The organism is Bradyrhizobium sp. USDA 376 (genome assembly GCF_054063675.1).
On the sequence record NZ_JBSSGN010000001.1, the window covers coordinates 6,388,767 to 6,406,190 of the forward strand.

Here is a 17,424-nt window from a genome sequence, read left to right on the forward strand (position 1 = left end):
AGCCTAGTGGGCTGTGTCGCTGCCAGTAGCCGGTGAAGTCCGCCGATTTGCCGCGCTTTGCGGTTCACCTGATCCCCGTTCGCCATGAAGTTTGATCCACCGCAAAGGTTCTCACCCAGAACTAGTTAATGATGTTTTCTATCACCGGACCCTGGTTCGGCCGTCGCCGGTGACTGAGAGTGTTGTGCTCCCGCCGTTAAATGCGGTGACGTATGCGCATATCCGAGCCCGCTTGGGCCAATTGCTTAAGGCATCTATCGAAATCTCCCGGAGACAATTGGTGTGCCCTTCAGTTTCCGAAGTGCGCCGGATGCCCGAATGCCGCCGCGTTGCCTCATCATTCAGTGGGCGCGCTTGAAGACCCGATGGAATCGGACGAGATCAAAGGGTGGCTTTGCGGGCTTAAGCCGTACAGGGATTTCTGTCGCCATCAAAAAGTACGGCCCCCTAGAGTGGGTAGGGTCCCGATCCACCGCTGATGCAGTACCGTCAGCCCTCGTTAGCCTTTTCAAGCTGACTCCGTGGGGCTCTTTGGACTCCCTTACCCTGGCGATCGTTGCCGGCCAGTGACGACACGGGCGCGCACTGCGCATCCCGCCCTTCATCCGTCCCGCATTAGGTAGGCGATATGAAACAGCATGTCCGAGCGGCGTCAGCTGCGGTCGCGTTCGCTTACCATCGCCGCTGCGATGTCCTCAGCGTGTACGAACGCGAAACCAAAACGCGCAACGAGATTAGTGTCGCCGTATGCGGAAAACAGGTGGACGGATACGACCGCGACCGTGAATGCCGGATCGGCGGTATGTTACCGAACCTACATCACCACGGCGAGGGGGGCAGTTGGGTGTTGAGCCCGGGGGAGACGTCGGAGATATGCATCGGCTATGAGGACGACACATCGTCCTTCTTCTCAGTGAAAATCATCAGCGGTCACGTTCAGGTATTTGATTGCCGCCAAGTCCTGTCCTTCACATACACAGTATGGTGGAGAGACCCGCAATCCGGCTGACGCCCCTCGGTTTCGCCGAGCCGGGGATTTCTACGGAGGATTTAGGCCGGGACGACGTTGTTGCCATCCATCCAATGGTTAGAGCGCGCAGCGCGCTGAACTGCAGCAGCTGAGGCTGTCACTTCGCTTGTCGATTCCGACGAAATGCGATGCGCGTATTTCACAAGCATTGCTGCTGTTGACGGCCATTGCAGCATGGTCGTTACAAAGGCCGCTCGCAGGCTGCTGACAACAATCTCGAAAGCTTCAGGGTGCGATTTGTTTAACTCGCGCAGGCTATCGAAGATTGCGTCTTCCTCAGCATCGGGATCGACTGATCGCGCTGAACCGCCGCGCTCGACCCAGTCCGCGATTTTCATTGCTGCCGCTTGTTCCGGAATGAGCGACGATACGTCGATCACGAATGATTTGATCGCATAAGGGATGTGATCGTTGTCAAGAACTGCATCCACCAGACGCTTCTGCTGCTCTAGCGCGTCGCGCGCAGCCGCCATGCGTAGGCAGTCTTCCTTCAGTCGCTTTGAATATTGATTGAGGAGCCGCTCGATGCCAACCGCTATTACAATTCCAAGCGCGAGTACCAGAATGAGCTGAATCATTGTCATCGTGGCGGCCTGTCATCGGCGGGTGGGAAGGGAAGCTCCGGTTCTGGAGGCCTCAGCCGCCCTCGTCTTCGATTAACATACTGTCGAAATTCAGACCTATCAACGGATAGCTGGCGTCGTCCGTTCCACTTCTCAAGTCTCTGTCTCAAAATTTCGGCGGCAGGTTCAAGCAGGTAGACGACGATCAAGAAAACAATCGCCCAGAGCGGGGCAACGCCGTGCGTTGCCATATAAGCTGCGCAAATTGTCGCAAGGCAAAGAACAAGCCGCTTGCCCGTAATGCCAACAGTTGGAAGTTTCTCCAATACCGCTGACGTTCTGGTTAACAGCGCTTCGAAAAAGTCCATGCCGAATCCCGCCCGCGGCACGGTAACGCAACCATAGGGCGCGGGAAAGCGCCGAGCGCTACCCTTTCTTTAGCCCGATCTCGACCAACCTGCGGAGTGCTTCGGAACGCGAAACCTCGTGAGCTTTTGCCCACGCGTTCAGCGACTCCACCGTGGCAAGCTCGAGTCGGGCGGGGATGGTTTCACCGTACTTGACGCCGGCAGGGCGCCCCCTTGATTTTTTGTGTACAGTTTTTGATTGCTTGGCCATGATTATTCGTGTACACGAAAATTAGGCCGGGCGGAAGCGGTAACTTCCGAACCGGCCCTAACCCAAGCCATAAAGGACTGGAATCCAATGACCCAGGCTGATCGCGTGTATAGCACGCCACCCATAAGCTCGTCCGTCTCCCAAGAGGCTGCGGACGTCCCATCGCGGCGGCGCTTCCTTTCACAGGCCACCGGCGTGGCTGCCGGTAGCGCCGTTCTGGCGCTGGCGACAATCCCTCCAGCTCCCGCCGCAATCGCACCAGCGGTCTCGCCTGACCCGGTGTTCGGCCTCATCGAGGCTCATCGCGCGGCGGCCCGCGTAGCCGCAGCGGCGGAGGCAGAAAAATCCCGGCGCGAGCAGATCCTGCTGGACGAGGGCGGCAGCTTCCGCCCGTTCGTCACCGCCATCAACGATGGGGGCGCGCCGTTCCTCGTCTATAGCCACAAGCAGATCGACCAATGCCCGACCTTGTCCGACCAGCAGCGGGACCGGGCACATGCGGGGCTCGATGAGGCGAAAGACCGTTATTCTGCGGTGCTTGGGGATATCGAGAATGTCGCTGGCGATGCCCGCGACCTCGCTGACAAGCATCTCGACGCGTTGCTCTCGACCGCGCCCACGTCAATGCCCGGCCTTCGCGCATTGATCGACTACATCTTGATGGACGACGACGGCCCGACTTTCGACGATCTATCCTGGAATGACAGGCAGGAGACGCTCATCTTCTCGATCGGCGGCGCGCTGGACCACATCGAGTCCGCTCGTGATGACGGGGGAATGGCATGAAAATAACCCTAGACCACCGCCGGCACGCAATTCAGATGGTCGCCGCACTGCCCAATGATCCCGAGGACGCGCTGATTGTACTGCAGTTGGCGAGAGAGCTCGTGACGGTCTTTCTAGCCGGAGATGAGCCACCGAAGAAGTCCACACCCGTTGTCACCTTGATCAGGGGCGACGACTGCGCCTGATTCTGGGTCTCAAGAAAAGACGCCGCCGGTCTCAGAAATACGTGCCCGGCGGCGTTCACTCCAAAAACCTGGGCCCTGAAAAATTCCCAAGTGCGAGCAAACGTCAGTGCCTAGCCCAAGTTGCTATTTTTGAAGGTCCCCCGGTTCGCGCCCGGCGGGTTTTTCCTTGCGGCGTGCCGCGCTGTCCCCCTAGGCTGCTGCCAGTCATTGCTGTTTTGCGTATCTGCTGGCCCCTCGAGGGGAACCGCTAGTTCAATTACGTGTTGACAGAGCGGCGAGCTGTAGCTTATAACCTACACATGCCAGCGATACGAGAGACTGAGCAATTCTCCAGTTGGCTCAACAAGTTACGCGATGCTTTTGCGAAGGCAAAGATCCTCATCAGGATTGAAAGGCTGGCAAAAGGCAATGCGGGAGACGTCAAGCCAGTAGGAGAGGGAATTAGTGAACTCCGCATCCACCACGGTGCGGGATACCGGGTCTATTTTGCCCAGCGAGGTGAGCGATTGATCCTGCTTCTTTGCGGTGGCGACAAAGATTCGCAAGACAAGGACATAGAAAACGCCAAGAAGATCGCGAGTGAATTGGAGGACTGAACAATGGCCAAAACTCGACCGTTTGATTCAGCGGAGTACCTGGACAGCCCCGAAGCAATCGCTGCTTATCTAAGCGAGGCGTTTGAGACCAATGATCCAGCTTTCATCACTGAGGCCATTGGCACCATTGCGCGAGCTCGCGGGATGACTGCTGTGGCCAAAGATGCCGGCCTCTCGCGGGAGCATCTCTACAGAGCACTTAGTTCTGAGGGTAAACCTGAGTTCGGCACCGTCCTAAAGGTGCTGGGCTCTCTAGGTATACATCTACACGCAGAGCCAAAAGTCGCTGAGGTCGCCTGACACAAAGGCGCCCCCTGCGGAGCATTTGGGGATTTGCCACCGGAATTGCCACCGGACCAGCTAGTACTGCACAGTATTAGAGATGACGCCGGTCAGGGGCTGGTGCTTAAACCGTCAACAGAATAGGCCGCTTCGGTACAGCTTGATATTGGATGGCAGGGCACAAGTAGAACTGCAAAACCGTGTACACCAGTTCAATTCTGGTCGTGGCCTCCATCACAAGTCTCTGATCTCCAAGCCAAAATTTGATCTCTGTGCAGTTCCGCCGAGGCCGCGCGCGCCCGGCCGCCACCGGGTTTGCCCGGGGCTTGGCGGAGGCCTGCGATTCAGGCCCTCTGGCATAGACTTCGCATCTGCGAAGGGACGCATCCAAACCCCTGGAGCTGGAGAGCACGTGGGCGACGTCGTTCGATTTGTCCCGAAATCCGAGCTGGAGCGGGCCCGCCTCATTCGCGAGGCGCGCGCGATCTATGACAGCATCTTCCCGCCGCCTGCACCCGACCGGGCGCCGCAGGATGGCGAGGAGCGCGTCAAGACGTGATCGGGGTGGCGCCGGTCCCCGGCGCGCGGTAATGCCGAACCGCCCGCAAGGCGGGCTTCAGTTCACGGCAAGATGGGCCTCAGCAGGCCGCGTACCAGCCGTCCGGAAACGGCAGCAGGGGCCAGGCGCCCTCATTGTCGTTGGCGGCTTTGGGTGTTGCGTCATACGACCACGAACGGGGCACGAATTCCTCCTCCGTCGCAGGCGCGAAATCTTCAACAATCATGGCGTCCCGGACGGCATCCAGCAGCAAGTTGAATTCGGCTTCGCTCATCACACCCTCGCAGAACGCGGATGGCGCAATGTCGCAAAGCCGGTTTGTCACCCGATTGAGCCGATCGTTCGCATTTTAACGATCCGGCGATCGGGTCCCGTTTGGTTAGCGATTCCTGAAAAGATCCCCGCGGGAACCTAGGCGTCCGTGGCCCGTCGCCAGTGTGAAAGAGATCACATTCTCGGCGATTTATTTCTCCTACCCCTTCGCAACGACCGGCCAACGCAGGCTGGGAGCGGGCGGGCAGAACGGGAGACTTGGTCATGAAGACAAGGTTCTTGCGGTTTGCGGGCGTGAAGAGCCGGGCGCGCGGCGCCTCGACGGTCGGGCTGTTCCTGACGCTGTTTGCCTCCGCCGCTCAGGCGCAGCAGGGAACACCCGAACAGCGCCGGGCCTGCACCCCCGACGTCTACCGGCTCTGCGCCGGCGAGATTCCCAACGTCCGTGCCATCACCGCCTGCCTGCGCCGTAACCGATCAAGCTTGAGCGAGGCTTGCCGCACCGTGTTCGATCCGGCCGGCGGCTGACATGCCAGCTCTGTGAGTTTGTGCGCAGCAAGTGGCTCGTGCGGTCTGGCGAATCCGGCATAGTCAGCCTGTGGATATGCTGCGGACAGCCTGTGGAATGCTGTGGATGCCGGACGCATATCCGCTCGCCCGGCGCCGTATCTCCGTCAGCATCCGTCATATCTCTGTCAAATAGCCTTACCAGATGATTCCGGGATCGTGCTGATCGCTGCGTCATCCGGGATCATTTGGTTCTCCCGAATTCGGAATCCTGCACCCGCATCGGCTTGCGACTGCGAACAGTTTTTGTGCAGCGACTTGCCCAAATCGCGGGCCGCCTCCATCCAATTTTTTGTACGTCCGCGGACAAGCTTTTCCATCCGCTCTGCACCTAGGCTGACCTTCGAGTTCAGCAACATGGCCATGCCAATTCGAAGGAGCAGCACATGGACAGACGGGTTTTGCCCCAGGCGCGGCGGGGAACGGCGCGCGCATCGATGCCGTGGCGCAAGACCGCGCTCGGCGCGGCCATCGGTTTCGGCCTCGTCGCCGCCGCACCGCTGAGCGCACAGGCCGCGGCGCCCACCGCCTGCGCCGCGCTCCAGGAGAAATATCCGGACTGGAAGGGCAAGAGTCTCGTCAACGCCATCAACCCGCACACGCCGGGCTATGAGACCATCGATCCCAAGGACCCCAGCAAATATATCGGCTTCGACATCGATCTCGGCGAAGCCATCGGCGAATGTCTCGGCTTCAAGCTGACCTACAAGCCGGTGACGTTCGCTGCGCTGCTGACGACACTCGCGGCCGGCCAGGCCGACATCGTGATCTCCGACATCTACGCCACCAAGGAGCGCGCGAAGGCCGCCGACTTCATCACCTACTCGAAAGTGTTCGACGGCGTGCTGGTCGCCAAGGGCAATCCGAAGGGCATCAACGGCATCAACATGTCGATGTGCGGCACGGCCGCCGCCGAGAACACCGGCTATGTCGAGGTGCCGCTGATCCAGGCGCTGATCCCCGAGTGCAAGAAGGCCGGCAAGCCCGAGCCGACCATCCAGCTCTACGACAACAACGCCAACTGCATCCAGGCGATCCTCGCCGGCCGCGCCGACACCTACATCAACGACGTCAACACCGTCGACAGCGCGGTGAAGGCCTATCCGGACAAGCTGGAGAAGGCGATCGCGGTGACGATCCCGTATTCGGTCGGCATCGCCGTGCCCAAGGACAAGCCGAAATTCCGCGACGCCGTGCTCGCCGCGCTGATCGAGGTGCAGAAGGCCGGCACGCATATGGAGCTCCTGAAGAAGCATGGGCTCGATGTGAACAACTTCAAGGAACCGGACATACTGACGGCTGACTGATGTCGCTGTTCCTCCATTACCTGAGCATGCCGTATCTGCTCGAGGGCATCGAGCTCACCCTCGAGGTGACAGCCCTCGGGCTCGGCGGCGGATTGATCCTCGGATTGATCCTCGCCGGCATGCAGCTCTCGCGCTTCTGGCCCCTGGCGGCGATCGCCAGGGCCTACACCGTGATCTTCCGCGGCACGCCGCTGATCCTGCAAATGGTGTTCGCCTACGACGCGCTGCCGCATATCGGCATCAAGCTGCCGGCGGTGCTGGCCGCCGGTCTCGCGCTCGCCTGCAACGAAGCACCGTTCATCGCGGAGATGCTGCGCGCCGGCGTGCTCGGCGTCGACCGCGGGCAGGTGACGGCGGGGCAGGCGCTCGGCATGACGCCACGGATCCTGATGTGGCGGGTGATTGCGCCACAGGCGATCCGCACCATGATCCCGGCCTTCGGCAACGAGGCGGTGAGTGCGCTGAAAAACTCCTCGCTCGCCTCCGTCGTCGCGGTCCAGGAGCTGACGCTGCGCTCGACCCAGCTGGCGTCCTCCACATTCGACTTCTTCTCGATCTTCTTCGCTTCGGGCCTGCTCTATCTCGTGCTGACCGCGACCATCAGCGGCATTCAGCTGTTCGTCGAATGGCTGCTCGATCTCGACCGCGCCAAAGGACGTGAGCGCAGGCTCGCCGATTATCTGCCGTGGCGCCGTGTCGACCTCGTCGCCAAGCTCGAACCTGCCGATGCGATCGCCATCGATCCCGAGCCCGCGCAGGCAGAGCTCACGGATACGCCGCCGCTGGCCCTGACCCGCGAGGAACGCGCCCGCCGCACCGCGACGATCGCGCGCAACAACATCGCGGTCGAGGTCAAGGATCTCACCAAGAGTTACGGACCGCAGAAGGTCCTCGATGGTCTCGACCTCACGGTCCGCGTGGGCGAGGTGGTGGCGCTGCTCGGTCCAAGCGGTTCGGGCAAGAGCACGCTGCTCCGCTGCATCAACCATCTCGAAAATTGGGACGCCGGCACCGTGCGCGTCGGCGGCCGGCGCCTCGGCTTTGGCGAGGACGGCAAGGCGCTGTCGCCGCGCGCCATCGCCAACGAACGGGCGAGTGTCGGCGTCGGCATGGTGTTCCAGCAGTTCAATTTGTTCGCCCACCTCTCGGCCAAGGAGAACATCGCCGGGCCCTTGCGCTGGGTCCACGGCATGACCCGCACCGACGCCGACCGCCGCGCCACCGAGCTGCTCGACCGCGTCGGGCTGTCACATCGCGCCGATGCGCTGCCGCGGCATCTCTCCGGCGGCCAGCAGCAACGGGTCGCCATCGCCCGCGCGCTTGCGCCGAACCCGAGCGTGCTGCTGCTGGACGAGCCGACCTCGGCGCTCGATCCCGAGCTCGTCAACGAGGTGCTGGAGGTGATCCGGCGTCTCGCCATCGACGACGGCCTCACCATGATCATCTCGACGCACCAGATCCGTTTCGCCGACGAGGTCGCCGACCGCGTCGCTTTCCTGAGCGGTGGCGCGATCATCGAGGAGGGGCCGGCGCACGAGGTGCTCTCCAACCCGCGCAACGCGCTGACGGCGCGCTTCCTCAATGTGATGGAAGCCGACAAGACTCCGGAGGCGGTGCGATGAGCGGCGCATCCACAAGGTTCAAGACTCCCGAAGAGGCCACCTCATGAAGCATGTCACGCTGCCGGTTTCGCCGAAAACCGTCCACTGGGGCTATTTCTCCAAGAAAGTCACGCCGGCCCTGACGCTGCGCTCCGGGGATCGCGCCACCATCGAGACGCTGACGCATCATGCCAACGACGATTACGAGCGCATGATCCAGGGCGATCCCGGTGCCGAGAGCGTGTTCCAGTGGACGCGCGAGCACAAGGCCGTGGCGCGCCGCGGCTCAGGTCCCGTCGAAGGCCCCTTCATCCGCGGCGCAGGCGAGGGGATCGGCGTGCATCTGCTCACCGGCCCGGTCGCCATCGAAGGCGCCGAGCCCGGCGATATTCTCGAGGTGCGCATCCTCGATATCAGGCCGCGGCCGAGCTGCAGCGCCTGTCATGCCGGCCGCTGCTTCGGCTCCAATGTCGCCGCCAATTGGGGCTTTCACTATCACGATCTGATCGAGCAGCCGAAGCCGCGCGAGGTGGTCACCATCTTCGAGCTCGACACTTCAGGCGAGCCCTATGCGAAGGCGGTCTACAACTATGTCTGGACGCCGCAGACCGACCCCGACGGCATCGTGCATCCGACCATCGACTATCCCGGCGTCCGCGTCGATCATGCCACCATCAGGAAACGCGAGAACATCCTTTCCAGCGTGAAGGTCCCGGCGCGATTGCACTTCGGCACCATGGGCCTTGCGCCGTCGGAAGCCGATTTCGTCAGCTCGATTCCGCCAAGCTACACCGGCGGCAATATCGACGACTGGCGCATCGGCAAGGGCGCGCGGATGTTCTATCCGGTTGCCGTGCCCGGCGCCTATTTCTCGGTCGGCGATCCCCATGCAGCCCAAGGCGACAGCGAGCTCGGCGGCACCGCGATCGAGACCTCGCTGACCGGCGATTTCGAATTCATCCTGCACAAGAAGGCCGACCTTGCCGGCACCGATCTGGAAGGCCTCGACCATCCCATGCTGGAGACCGACCGCGCCTGGTCGTTCTACGGCTTCACCTATCCGAACTACCTCGCAGCGCTCGGCGCTGACGCGCAAACCGAGATTGCCAATCACAGCAGTCTCGACCGTGCGATGCGCGATGCGTTCAGAAAGCTCCGCCGGTTCCTGATGACCGTGCATCGCCTCAGCGAGGACGAGGCGATCTCGCTGATGTCGGTCGGCGCCGATTTCGGTGTCACCCAGGTGGTCGATGCCAATTGGGGCGTCCACGGCACGATCCGCAAGAACATCTTCCGGTGCGACTAATGTGTTGAGACACGGTCTGTTTTCGGGATGAGCAGGTGACAAGCGGAGACCATTTGCGACCCGTCGCTGCGACGGATGACCGCGTTCGTCTGGCACAGAGGTTGCTTCGATCGACTGCAATCTGGGTCGATCCGATGAGCTTCCGGCCGTTCACGAGCGAGTCCTACGCGCAAGACGACCGCCCCGAAGCCTGGCGGGACGTGCTGGCTGCGGTCGGGCTGCAACCGGCGGGTAGTCATACCATCTATGACGGACACGCGACGGCATCGCATCGGCATGCCGCAGGTGTTGCACTGACGCGCATGGCCGCGGGCGCGCAGAGCGTCGCACCGCTCTCGCAAGCCAATGAAGACCTCCCCATCGCGCTGATGCCGGTCGAGGACGGCATGGTGCTCAGAACCGCCGGCGGTCACCGCATCGTTCCCGTCGGCCATCTCGTGCTGCTGCCGCGCAGCGGCGACTGGAGCATCGTGTTCCAGCGCGACATGCGCGCCATCGTGCTGTCGGTGAGTTCAGAGGCGCTGCACGGACGCCTGTCGGGCAAGCCGCGGCTCGGCGAGCCCCGTGTCGTTCCGCCGGGCGGCTTTGCCGATGTGTTCTCGCGCCTGCTGGACGCGACCGCGCGCACGCTCGATAATTTGAGCGATGCCGAATGGAATTCGCTCGCGCAGTCGCTGGTCGATCTGCTGCTGACGCTCGCGCATCAACTGGCGACATCGACGTCCGAGGCCGGGTCGAGCGCGACGCAGGCCGCGCTGCTGCACCGGATCTGCCAGACCATCGAACGCCGGCTCGACGATCCCGACCTCGTGCCGGCGCGTGTCGCGCAAGCCGAGGGCATTTCCGAGCGTTACCTGCAAAAGCTGTTCGAAACGGTCGGCGACAATTTTACCCACTACGTTCGCGAGCGTCGTCTCCAGCGCGCCTGGGCGGATCTCTCCAGCCCGACCGAGGCGCATCGCTCGATTTCGGAGATCGCCTACGCCTATGGCTTTGGCGACTCCGCACATTTCAGCCGGGCCTTCCGTCATCGCTTCGGCCTGCCGCCGCGCGAGTTTCGCCAGCAGGAGGCGGAGCGGGCGACCTCGCAGCATGGCGTCGCCGGCCAGCGCGGCTGGCCACAGGAGGCGCTGGCGCAGCTCCGCGCACATCAGAGCGTCGAGGCACGCAGCAACGTCGTCTGTGCCGGCGCCGAGGAGCGCACGACCACGGAGCGCAGGCATCATCATCTCCCGGTCGAGGCCAGCCGCGTTCATTGGGGCTATTTCAGCCGCTCGCTGCCGCCGCAGATCGAGATCGCATCGGGCGACACCATCACCATCGAGACTCTGACGCAGCACGCCTCCGATGCCCATGACATGATGATCGCGGGTGATGCCGCCGCCGAAAGCGTGTTTGGCTGGACGCGGAACAAGAAGAACGTCGACCGCCGCGGCGCCGGACCCATGGATGCCAGCGTGTTCGGCCGCGGGGCCGGCGAGGGATTTGGCGTGCACATCTGCACCGGACCCGTCGCTGTGAAGGACGCCCAGCCCGGTGATGTGCTGGAGGTGCGCATCCTCGACATCGTGCCGCGGGCGAGCCGGAGCCCGAACCACGCCGGGCGCGTGTTCGGCTCCTCGGTGGCGGCCTGGTGGGGTTATCACTACAACGAATTTCTCGGCGGCCCCAAGCCGCGCGAGGCCGTGACCATTTACGAGATCTTCGACGATGTGGACGCGCCGCATGCCCGCGCGCTTTATTCCTATCGCTGGGAGCCGCAGACCGATCCCTTTGGCGTGGTGCATGCCACCTACGACTATCCCGGCGTTCCTGTCGCACCCGGGACGATCAAGCGCCGGCACGCCGTGCTCGACGGCATCCGCATTCCCTTGCGGCCGCATTTCGGCGTGATCGCGGTGGCGCCGCGCGAGGTCGACTTCGTCGATTCCGTGCCGCCGTCCTATTTCGGCGGCAATCTCGACAATTGGCGGCTGGGGAAGGGGGCGACCGTCTATCTTCCGGTCTCCGTGCCCGGCGCGCTGCTGTCGGTTGGCGATCCCCACGCCGCGCAGGGCGACGGCGAGCTCAGCGGCACCGCGATCGAGTGCTCGATGACCGGCACCTTCGAGGTGATCCTGCACAAGAAGGCCGATCTCGCCGGCCGCCCCTTCGCCGATCTCTCTTACCCCCTGATTGAAACCGCCACCGATTGGGTGCTGACCGGCTTCAGCCACCCCAATTACCTCGCCGAGTTCGGCGCGCAAGGGCAGAGCGAGGTCTATGCAAAGTCCTCGCTCGACCTCGCCATGAAGGACGCGTTCCGCAAGATGCGGCGCTTCCTGATGAACACCAAAGGCCTCAGCGAGGACGAGGCGATCGCGTTGATGTCGGCCGCCGTCGATTTCGGCGTAACGCAGGTCGTCGACGGCAATTGGGGCGTGCACGCCATCCTCAGCAAGCGCCTGTTCCAGGACGCACCGTAACAAGGACATCCAAGTGAAATTCCACATGATCAGCGGCGGACCGAAGCCGGTCGCGCCCTTCAGCCACGCCGTCGAGACCGACGGATTTGTTTTCGTCACCGGCCAGATGCCTGATACGCCCGAGATGCCGGGCGTGCTGCCCGACGGCATCGTCGCGCAGACCCGCGCGGTGATGGAGAATCTGAAGGTGGTTCTGGCCGGTCTCGATCTCGGCCTCGACCACGTCGTGATGGCGCGCGTGTACCTGACGCGCTTCAAGGAAGATTACGCGGCGATGAACGAGACGTATCGCAGCTTCTTCGCGCCGGATTGCCTGCCGGCCCGCACCTGCGTCGGCGTCACCGGCCTCGCCTATGACGCGCTGATCGAGATCGATCTGGTGTGCCGGCGGCCGTGACAGGCCGTCTCGTTTCGTAGCGATGTGACAAAGCAAAGCTCGGGCGAGATAAGCCGCGAGGATGCGGAGGTGTATCTACGCACATGTGTGACGCAAGGCCCATCACCGTCACCCTGAGGTGCTGGAGCGAAGCGGAGGCCTCGAAGGGTGAACGGCCCCGCTGCATCCCGGCCGCTCATCCTTCGAGGCTCCCGATGGGGCGCAAGGCGCCCCATCGCTCGCACCTCAGGACGACGGGGACCGAGACGTGAAGCGAGCGGAAACTGGCTGTCCAAAGGCCGCTGCATTTCATCTCAAATTGCAACCCGCGCGTGCAAGAAGTCTTGATCGGCGGTGAGCTAGGAGTGATCTGCCGCCTTGAACGGGCCGCCGGCCGGCAGCGACTAACCCAATAGAGTGCAGAAGGATCAGTGGAACGTGATCGAGCTTCCTCTTCCTAAAGCACCAAAATGGTGCTTTAGTGCTTTCCATGAGCCAATCGCCCCGAAACGCGCCGTCCGCGCTGCGTTACAGGCTTGCCCCCGACCCGGCCGCCAAGGCCGCCATCGAGGCGACGTTTAGGGCTTATGACCGCATGATGGAGATCCTCGACGAGGTGGCGCGGACCCATAACGTGGGTTCCAACGTCGTCCTGCTCCACGCCCACGCCTATGAGCCGATCCGCAAACAGACCGCGCTGCCCTCGCGGCTGGTGACGCTCGGCCTGCGCGACCGCAACGAGTATCGCGCGGCGCAAGGGCGGCGCCTGCCGCTCGACGACAAGCTCGCCAAGATCAAGGGGCCCGCCACCATTTCGATTGCGACCGTGCAAGGGCGCTTCAGCGTGCCCTTCGACTACGCCGGCTATGCCGAGGGCTGGGGGCAGAGCGCGCCCGCGCACCTCATCCGCACCGACGACGGTTTCGAAGTTCACTACGGCGTCACGCCGAACAGCCTGCCAGAGGAGGAGAACGCCATGGATACCATTGCTGCCGCCCCCGACAACTTCCTGTCCCGGGTCGGGCGCCTGATCGCCGGGATCGCCTATGACGCGATCGAGCAGGCGGAAGGCAAGAACAAGCTCAAGGTGGTCGGACAGGCCATCCGCGAGATCGAGCGTGCCGAGAGCGAAGCGCGCGATGCGCTCGCGGCCGCGCGGGCCGAGGAATATCGCCTCAACGCGCGCCGCAGCGAAATCGAACGCGCGATGACCGATCTTACCGCCAAGATCGAAGGCGCGATCGCCGATGGCCGCGACGATCTCGCCCGTGCCGGCATCGCGCGGCAGATGGATCTGGAGGCGCAGTTCGAGGTGCTCTCGCGAGCCATCGACGAGAACAACGAGAAGATCGAGCAATGCGTGACCTCGCTGCGCGCCGTGCTGTCGGCGCTCCAGGATGCCGAGCAGCGCCGCGCCGATCTCGAAAAGAGCGAGGCCATTGCAAGCCAGCAGGCCTCGACATCGCCCCGGAAACAGGGCGGCAGCTCTGCGGCGGCAAAGGCGCTGCGCGCGGGCAAGGCGGTGGCGCGGGCCACCGGCGTGCCTCCGGGCATCCCTTATTCGAGCGACATCGACGAGCTCAGCACGTTGCATCGCGACAAGGAAATTGCAGCGCGGCTGGCCCGGTTGAAGTCGGGCTCCTGAGTGCCGTGTCATGAGCGCTCTGCTCGAACACGTCATGTCGCCCGAGGTCAGGCCGTTCGCGATCGCGGCGGCGATGATCGTCATCGTCGGCTCGCTCGAGGTGATCTCGATGCTGGTCGGGGCTTCCTTGAGCGAGATGCTCGGCACCAGCATCGATTTCAGCCATCCCAGCGACAATGGCGTGCTCAACGCCATCTCCTGGATCAATGTCGGCGGCGTACCGCTGCTGATCTTCCTGCTGCTGGCCCTCGGCGCCTTCTCCATCACCGGCTTCCTAATCCAGGACATCGCCCGGATGGTTGCCGGTCCCTTGCCGGCGACGGTCGCCTCGATCGGGGCCGTCGCGGTGTCGGTTCCGCTGGTGCGCGCCGCCAGCGGCGCCATCGCGCGGATCATTCCCAAGGACGAGAGCTATGTCGTCGGGCTCGGCGATCTCGTCGGCCGCGTCGGTGAGGTCGTCGTCGGTCCGCTCGACCAGGGGCCGCCCGGCCGCGTCAGCGTCGCCGACGTCCACGGCAACCGCCACTTCGTCCTGGCGGTCGCAGCACCTTCGTCGTCGCCCCTGCCGCAGGGAACCCTGGTCCTGCTGGTCGATCGCGATGGCACCCGCTTCGTGGCGGTGAAGGCCGAGGATGAACTCAACCCGTCCAAGCAGACTCTAAGCAGCTAGCAAGTCATTCATTGGAGAAAGTCATGTTCGACATCGCAGTCCCGGCCATGATCGGCGTCGCGCTGATCGTCGTCCTGGGGATCGTCTTCACCATTCTCTACAAGCGCGCGACGCGTGACGAGGCCTTCGTGCGCACCGGCCTCGGCGGCAAGAAGGTCGTGCTCGACGGCGGCGCCATGATCCTGCCGATCTTCCACTCCTATGCCAGCGTCAACCTGAAGACGCTGCGGCTCACCGTGGAGCGCAAGGAGCGGGAATCCCTGATCACGAAGGACCGCTTGCGCGTCGACATCGTTGCCGAGTTCTACGTCCGTGTCCGACCCGACGAAGAGAGCATTGCGCTGGCGAGCCAAACGCTCGGCGCGCTGACCAACGATGCCGAGGCGCTGCGCAACCAGGTCGAGGCGAAATTCGTCGATGGCCTGCGCTCGGTGGCCGCGACCATGAGCATCCTGGAGCTTCAGGAGAAGCGCTCGGACTTCGTCAAGCACGTGCAGTCCACTGTCGAGTCCGACGTGAAATCGAACGGGCTCGAGCTGGAGTCGGTGTCGTTGACCAAGCTGGACCAGACCGACGTCAAGTTCTTCAACCCGGAGAATTTCTTCGACGCCGAAGGTCTGACCCAACTGAAGACGGTCACCGAGACCCGTCGTCGCGACCGCAATGCCATCGTGCGCGACAACGAGGTGGCGATTGCGCAAAAGGACCTCGAGGCACGGCAGCAGACCCTCGGGATCGAACGCACCAAGAAGGAAGCCGAGCTCTCCCAGGAGCGCGACATCGCCAACAAGACCGCCAGCACCCGCGCCGAGGTCGCAACCGCGACGCAGACGGCACGCCTGACCGAGGAGAACGCCCGTATCGACACAGATAGGGCGGTTGCCGAGAAGGAAGCTGGCGCCAAGCAGGTCAAGGAGACCGCGGTGATCGAGTCGGATCTGGCGATCAACAAGCGCAAGACCGACGCCCAGCGCGAGATCCAGATCGCCACGCAGGAGAACGAGATCCAGATCGCGGCCAAGAGCAAGCAGACCTCGGAAGCCGTCGCCGAGGCCAAGACGGCCGAAGCGGTTGCCGTATCCGCGGAGGAAAAGGTCGTCACCGCGCGCGCCGTCGAGGTCGCCGATCGCGCCCGTCTCACCCAGGTGCTCGCTGCACGCACCGAGGCCGAGCGCAAGTCGACCGAATTGATCGTCGCGGCCGAGGCCGAGAAGAAGGCCTCGCTCGACCGCGCCGAGGCCGTCAAGACGCTGGCGACTGCGGAGGCCGAGTCCAACAAGATCAAGGCAGTCGGCGTCAGGAATATCGGTGAGGCGGAAGCAGCCGTCATCACCATGAAGAACGAGGCGCAGAACAAGCTCGGCAGCAACGTCATCGATTTCGAGATCGCCAAGAAGCGGATCGAGACCATGCCCTCGGCGCTGGCCGAGATGGTCAAGCCGATCGCCAATCTCAAGGATGTCCGCATCCTGCACACCGGCGGTGCGTTCGGCGGCAATGGCGCAGGTAGCGGCAATGTCGGGTTCGGTGAGGGCCTTGCCGGCGAGCTGCTCAAGGTGCACGCGCTGCGTCCGATGATCGACGAGATCCTGCGCCAGAGCGGATTTGCACCGGGCGACGATCCCGTGAAGGCGCTGGTCGGCGCCGTGACGGGCAAGAGCAATGGCGCCGCAGTGCCGGTGCCCGCGCCGGAGAAAACAAACAGCGCCGATCTATGAATGCCGGTTCATTGCTGCTGAGAATTCGAAACGATAAGAACAGGCCTTGCGCGTCTCGCGTCGCGCATCGTCCCGGAGTGCAGATCGATCGCGTGTTGAATCCGTCGATCGCACTCCGGACGACTCTTTGAGGCAACGCCATTCGTTGCCGCGGCGCCTGCGCCGATCGACGTCAGGCGCTTACAGCCTGTTTCGATCGGGAGAATTTCACATGAAGTATTTTTTGTCCGGACTGGTCGCGATCGGTCTTTCGATCGCGGCCACGGCGGCGTTGGCTGCCGATGCCCGCAACGTCACCGTCGTCAACGAGACCGGCTATGCCATCAAATTCCTCGGCTTCAATGCGCCGGACGATGGCCTGGACGAATGGGAGAACGAGCTCGACAAGGTTTTGCAGAACCAGGCGAGCACCTATGTCGAGTTCGACGAGGATGACGAGGGGTGTGTCTGGAACATCCGCGTCGACTGGCAGAACTATGACGAGGCCGTGCTCTGGAAGAACGTCAACCTCTGCAAGATCACCGCGCTAAGGCTGCGTTACGATTCCGGCACCAAGACCACGTCGTTCGTCGCCGAATAGCTTTTCCCGGCTGATGGCCCGGAGGAGGGGCCGGCCCAGGCCCTTCCTAAGGCGCGTTGCGGAAGATGACGAATTCGTCCTTTGCAAGCGCAACCGGCTTTGTTATACGCACCCGCGCGCGGACGACAGTTCGCCCTTTTCCTCGGTAGCTCAGCGGTAGAGCATCCGACTGTTAATCGGATGGTCGCTGGTTCGAATCCAGCCCGGGGAGCCAAATTCCGCTGTAAATTCATCGACTTGCAAACGTTCGCTGATGTGGCGCGCGATGCCGCTCGAGTCGTCTCTCAAGGTTCTGAC

The 17,424-nt window shown here is 63.0% G+C and carries 18 protein-coding genes and 1 tRNA gene; 16 read left to right on the forward strand and 3 right to left on the reverse strand.

Going from position 1 to position 17,424, the window contains the following annotated elements:
• The first annotated feature begins 628 nt into the window (after positions 1-628).
• Entirely contained in the window at positions 629-1,009 is a 381-nt protein-coding gene (locus ACVJ19_RS29690) for a hypothetical protein (protein WP_453952722.1), read from the forward strand.
• Between the two features lie 41 nt (positions 1,010-1,050).
• On the opposite strand, the gene ACVJ19_RS29695 is transcribed toward ACVJ19_RS29690, so the two are convergent.
• On the reverse strand, positions 1,051-1,614 hold the full coding sequence (locus ACVJ19_RS29695) for a hypothetical protein (RefSeq protein WP_456739467.1): 564 nt from the start codon (positions 1,612-1,614) through the stop codon (positions 1,051-1,053).
• Between the two features lie 684 nt (positions 1,615-2,298).
• Here ACVJ19_RS29695 and ACVJ19_RS29700 point away from each other — a divergent pair.
• From ACVJ19_RS29700 to ACVJ19_RS29715, 4 genes are all read left to right on the forward strand, one after another.
• Positions 2,299-2,997 carry a twin-arginine translocation signal domain-containing protein gene (locus ACVJ19_RS29700; protein WP_453952724.1) on the forward strand — a complete coding sequence of 233 codons (699 nt, stop codon included), beginning with the start codon at positions 2,299-2,301 and terminating at the stop codon, positions 2,995-2,997.
• A 484-nt stretch (positions 2,998-3,481) separates the two neighbouring features.
• Positions 3,482-3,778, forward strand: coding sequence for a type II toxin-antitoxin system RelE/ParE family toxin (locus ACVJ19_RS29705; RefSeq protein ID WP_453952725.1), 297 nt, complete (start codon positions 3,482-3,484; stop codon positions 3,776-3,778).
• Positions 3,779-3,781: 3 nt separating this feature from the next.
• On the forward strand, positions 3,782-4,078 hold the full coding sequence (locus ACVJ19_RS29710; protein WP_453952726.1) for an addiction module antidote protein: 297 nt from the start codon (positions 3,782-3,784) through the stop codon (positions 4,076-4,078).
• A gap of 394 nt (positions 4,079-4,472) precedes the next feature.
• Complete coding sequence (locus tag ACVJ19_RS29715) at positions 4,473-4,619, forward strand: hypothetical protein (protein WP_453952727.1); 147 nt, start codon at positions 4,473-4,475, stop codon at positions 4,617-4,619.
• Between the two features lie 79 nt (positions 4,620-4,698).
• On the opposite strand, the gene ACVJ19_RS29720 is transcribed toward ACVJ19_RS29715, so the two are convergent.
• Complete coding sequence (locus tag ACVJ19_RS29720) at positions 4,699-4,893, reverse strand: hypothetical protein (protein WP_453952728.1); 195 nt, start codon at positions 4,891-4,893, stop codon at positions 4,699-4,701.
• A gap of 263 nt (positions 4,894-5,156) precedes the next feature.
• Here ACVJ19_RS29720 and ACVJ19_RS29725 point away from each other — a divergent pair, with 263 nt between their 5' ends.
• Positions 5,157-5,420, forward strand: a complete 264-nt coding sequence (locus tag ACVJ19_RS29725; protein ID WP_453952729.1) for a hypothetical protein — start codon at positions 5,157-5,159, stop codon at positions 5,418-5,420.
• A 167-nt stretch (positions 5,421-5,587) separates the two neighbouring features.
• Here ACVJ19_RS29725 and ACVJ19_RS29730 read toward each other — a convergent pair whose 3' ends face one another.
• Complete coding sequence (locus tag ACVJ19_RS29730; RefSeq protein ID WP_453952730.1) at positions 5,588-5,824, reverse strand: hypothetical protein; 237 nt, start codon at positions 5,822-5,824, stop codon at positions 5,588-5,590.
• Positions 5,825-5,896: 72 nt separating this feature from the next.
• Between ACVJ19_RS29730 and ACVJ19_RS29735 the strand changes: the two genes are divergently transcribed.
• The 10 genes from ACVJ19_RS29735 (at position 5,897) to ACVJ19_RS29780 (ending at position 17,341) form a co-directional block, all read left to right on the forward strand.
• Positions 5,897-6,766: an ABC transporter substrate-binding protein gene (locus ACVJ19_RS29735; protein ID WP_453955235.1), complete on the forward strand. Its 870-nt coding sequence runs from the start codon at positions 5,897-5,899 to the stop codon at positions 6,764-6,766.
• Entirely contained in the window at positions 6,766-8,388 is a 1,623-nt protein-coding gene (locus ACVJ19_RS29740) for an ABC transporter permease subunit (protein ID WP_453952731.1), read from the forward strand. Before ACVJ19_RS29735 ends, ACVJ19_RS29740 begins: the two co-directional genes overlap by 1 nt.
• Before the next feature lie 43 nt (positions 8,389-8,431).
• The gene (locus ACVJ19_RS29745; protein WP_453952732.1) at positions 8,432-9,673 is read left to right on the forward strand and encodes an acetamidase/formamidase family protein; all 1,242 of its coding nucleotides are present in this window, start codon (positions 8,432-8,434) and stop codon (positions 9,671-9,673) included.
• A gap of 134 nt (positions 9,674-9,807) precedes the next feature.
• Entirely contained in the window at positions 9,808-12,138 is a 2,331-nt protein-coding gene (locus ACVJ19_RS29750) for an acetamidase/formamidase family protein (RefSeq protein WP_453952733.1), read from the forward strand.
• A 13-nt stretch (positions 12,139-12,151) separates the two neighbouring features.
• Complete coding sequence (locus tag ACVJ19_RS29755; protein ID WP_453952734.1) at positions 12,152-12,535, forward strand: RidA family protein; 384 nt, start codon at positions 12,152-12,154, stop codon at positions 12,533-12,535.
• Positions 12,536-12,995: 460 nt separating this feature from the next.
• Positions 12,996-14,159 carry a PspA/IM30 family protein gene (locus ACVJ19_RS29760; RefSeq protein WP_453952735.1) on the forward strand — a complete coding sequence of 388 codons (1,164 nt, stop codon included), beginning with the start codon at positions 12,996-12,998 and terminating at the stop codon, positions 14,157-14,159.
• Between the two features lie 10 nt (positions 14,160-14,169).
• Positions 14,170-14,829 (forward strand): OB-fold-containig protein, encoded by a 660-nt coding sequence (locus tag ACVJ19_RS29765; RefSeq protein ID WP_453952736.1) that lies wholly within the window; start codon positions 14,170-14,172, stop codon positions 14,827-14,829.
• Positions 14,830-14,852: 23 nt separating this feature from the next.
• Positions 14,853-16,547: a flotillin family protein gene (locus ACVJ19_RS29770; RefSeq protein WP_453952737.1), complete on the forward strand. Its 1,695-nt coding sequence runs from the start codon at positions 14,853-14,855 to the stop codon at positions 16,545-16,547.
• A 211-nt stretch (positions 16,548-16,758) separates the two neighbouring features.
• Entirely contained in the window at positions 16,759-17,127 is a 369-nt protein-coding gene (locus ACVJ19_RS29775) for a hypothetical protein (RefSeq protein WP_453952738.1), read from the forward strand.
• A 139-nt stretch (positions 17,128-17,266) separates the two neighbouring features.
• A tRNA-Asn gene (locus ACVJ19_RS29780) sits at positions 17,267-17,341 on the forward strand.
• Positions 17,342-17,424: the final 83 nt, after the last annotated feature.

Coding starts and splice junctions, on each gene's coding strand:
- ACVJ19_RS29690 (WP_453952722.1), top strand. CDS start 629: ATGAAACAGCATGTCCGAGCGGCGTCAGCTGCGGTCGCGTTCGCTTAC.
- ACVJ19_RS29745 (WP_453952732.1), top strand. CDS start 8,432: ATGAAGCATGTCACGCTGCCGGTTTCGCCGAAAACCGTCCACTGGGGC.
- ACVJ19_RS29765 (WP_453952736.1), top strand. CDS start 14,170: ATGAGCGCTCTGCTCGAACACGTCATGTCGCCCGAGGTCAGGCCGTTC.
- ACVJ19_RS29740 (WP_453952731.1), top strand. CDS start 6,766: ATGTCGCTGTTCCTCCATTACCTGAGCATGCCGTATCTGCTCGAGGGC.
- ACVJ19_RS29775 (WP_453952738.1), top strand. CDS start 16,759: ATGAAGTATTTTTTGTCCGGACTGGTCGCGATCGGTCTTTCGATCGCG.
- ACVJ19_RS29735 (WP_453955235.1), top strand. CDS start 5,897: ATGCCGTGGCGCAAGACCGCGCTCGGCGCGGCCATCGGTTTCGGCCTC.
- ACVJ19_RS29770 (WP_453952737.1), top strand. CDS start 14,853: ATGTTCGACATCGCAGTCCCGGCCATGATCGGCGTCGCGCTGATCGTC.
- ACVJ19_RS29700 (WP_453952724.1), top strand. CDS start 2,299: ATGACCCAGGCTGATCGCGTGTATAGCACGCCACCCATAAGCTCGTCC.
- ACVJ19_RS29710 (WP_453952726.1), top strand. CDS start 3,782: ATGGCCAAAACTCGACCGTTTGATTCAGCGGAGTACCTGGACAGCCCC.
- ACVJ19_RS29725 (WP_453952729.1), top strand. CDS start 5,157: ATGAAGACAAGGTTCTTGCGGTTTGCGGGCGTGAAGAGCCGGGCGCGC.
- ACVJ19_RS29695 (WP_456739467.1), bottom strand. CDS start 1,614: ATGACAATGATTCAGCTCATTCTGGTACTCGCGCTTGGAATTGTAATA.
- ACVJ19_RS29705 (WP_453952725.1), top strand. CDS start 3,482: ATGCCAGCGATACGAGAGACTGAGCAATTCTCCAGTTGGCTCAACAAG.
- ACVJ19_RS29750 (WP_453952733.1), top strand. CDS start 9,808: ATGAGCTTCCGGCCGTTCACGAGCGAGTCCTACGCGCAAGACGACCGC.
- ACVJ19_RS29720 (WP_453952728.1), bottom strand. CDS start 4,893: ATGAGCGAAGCCGAATTCAACTTGCTGCTGGATGCCGTCCGGGACGCC.
- ACVJ19_RS29730 (WP_453952730.1), bottom strand. CDS start 5,824: ATGGCCATGTTGCTGAACTCGAAGGTCAGCCTAGGTGCAGAGCGGATG.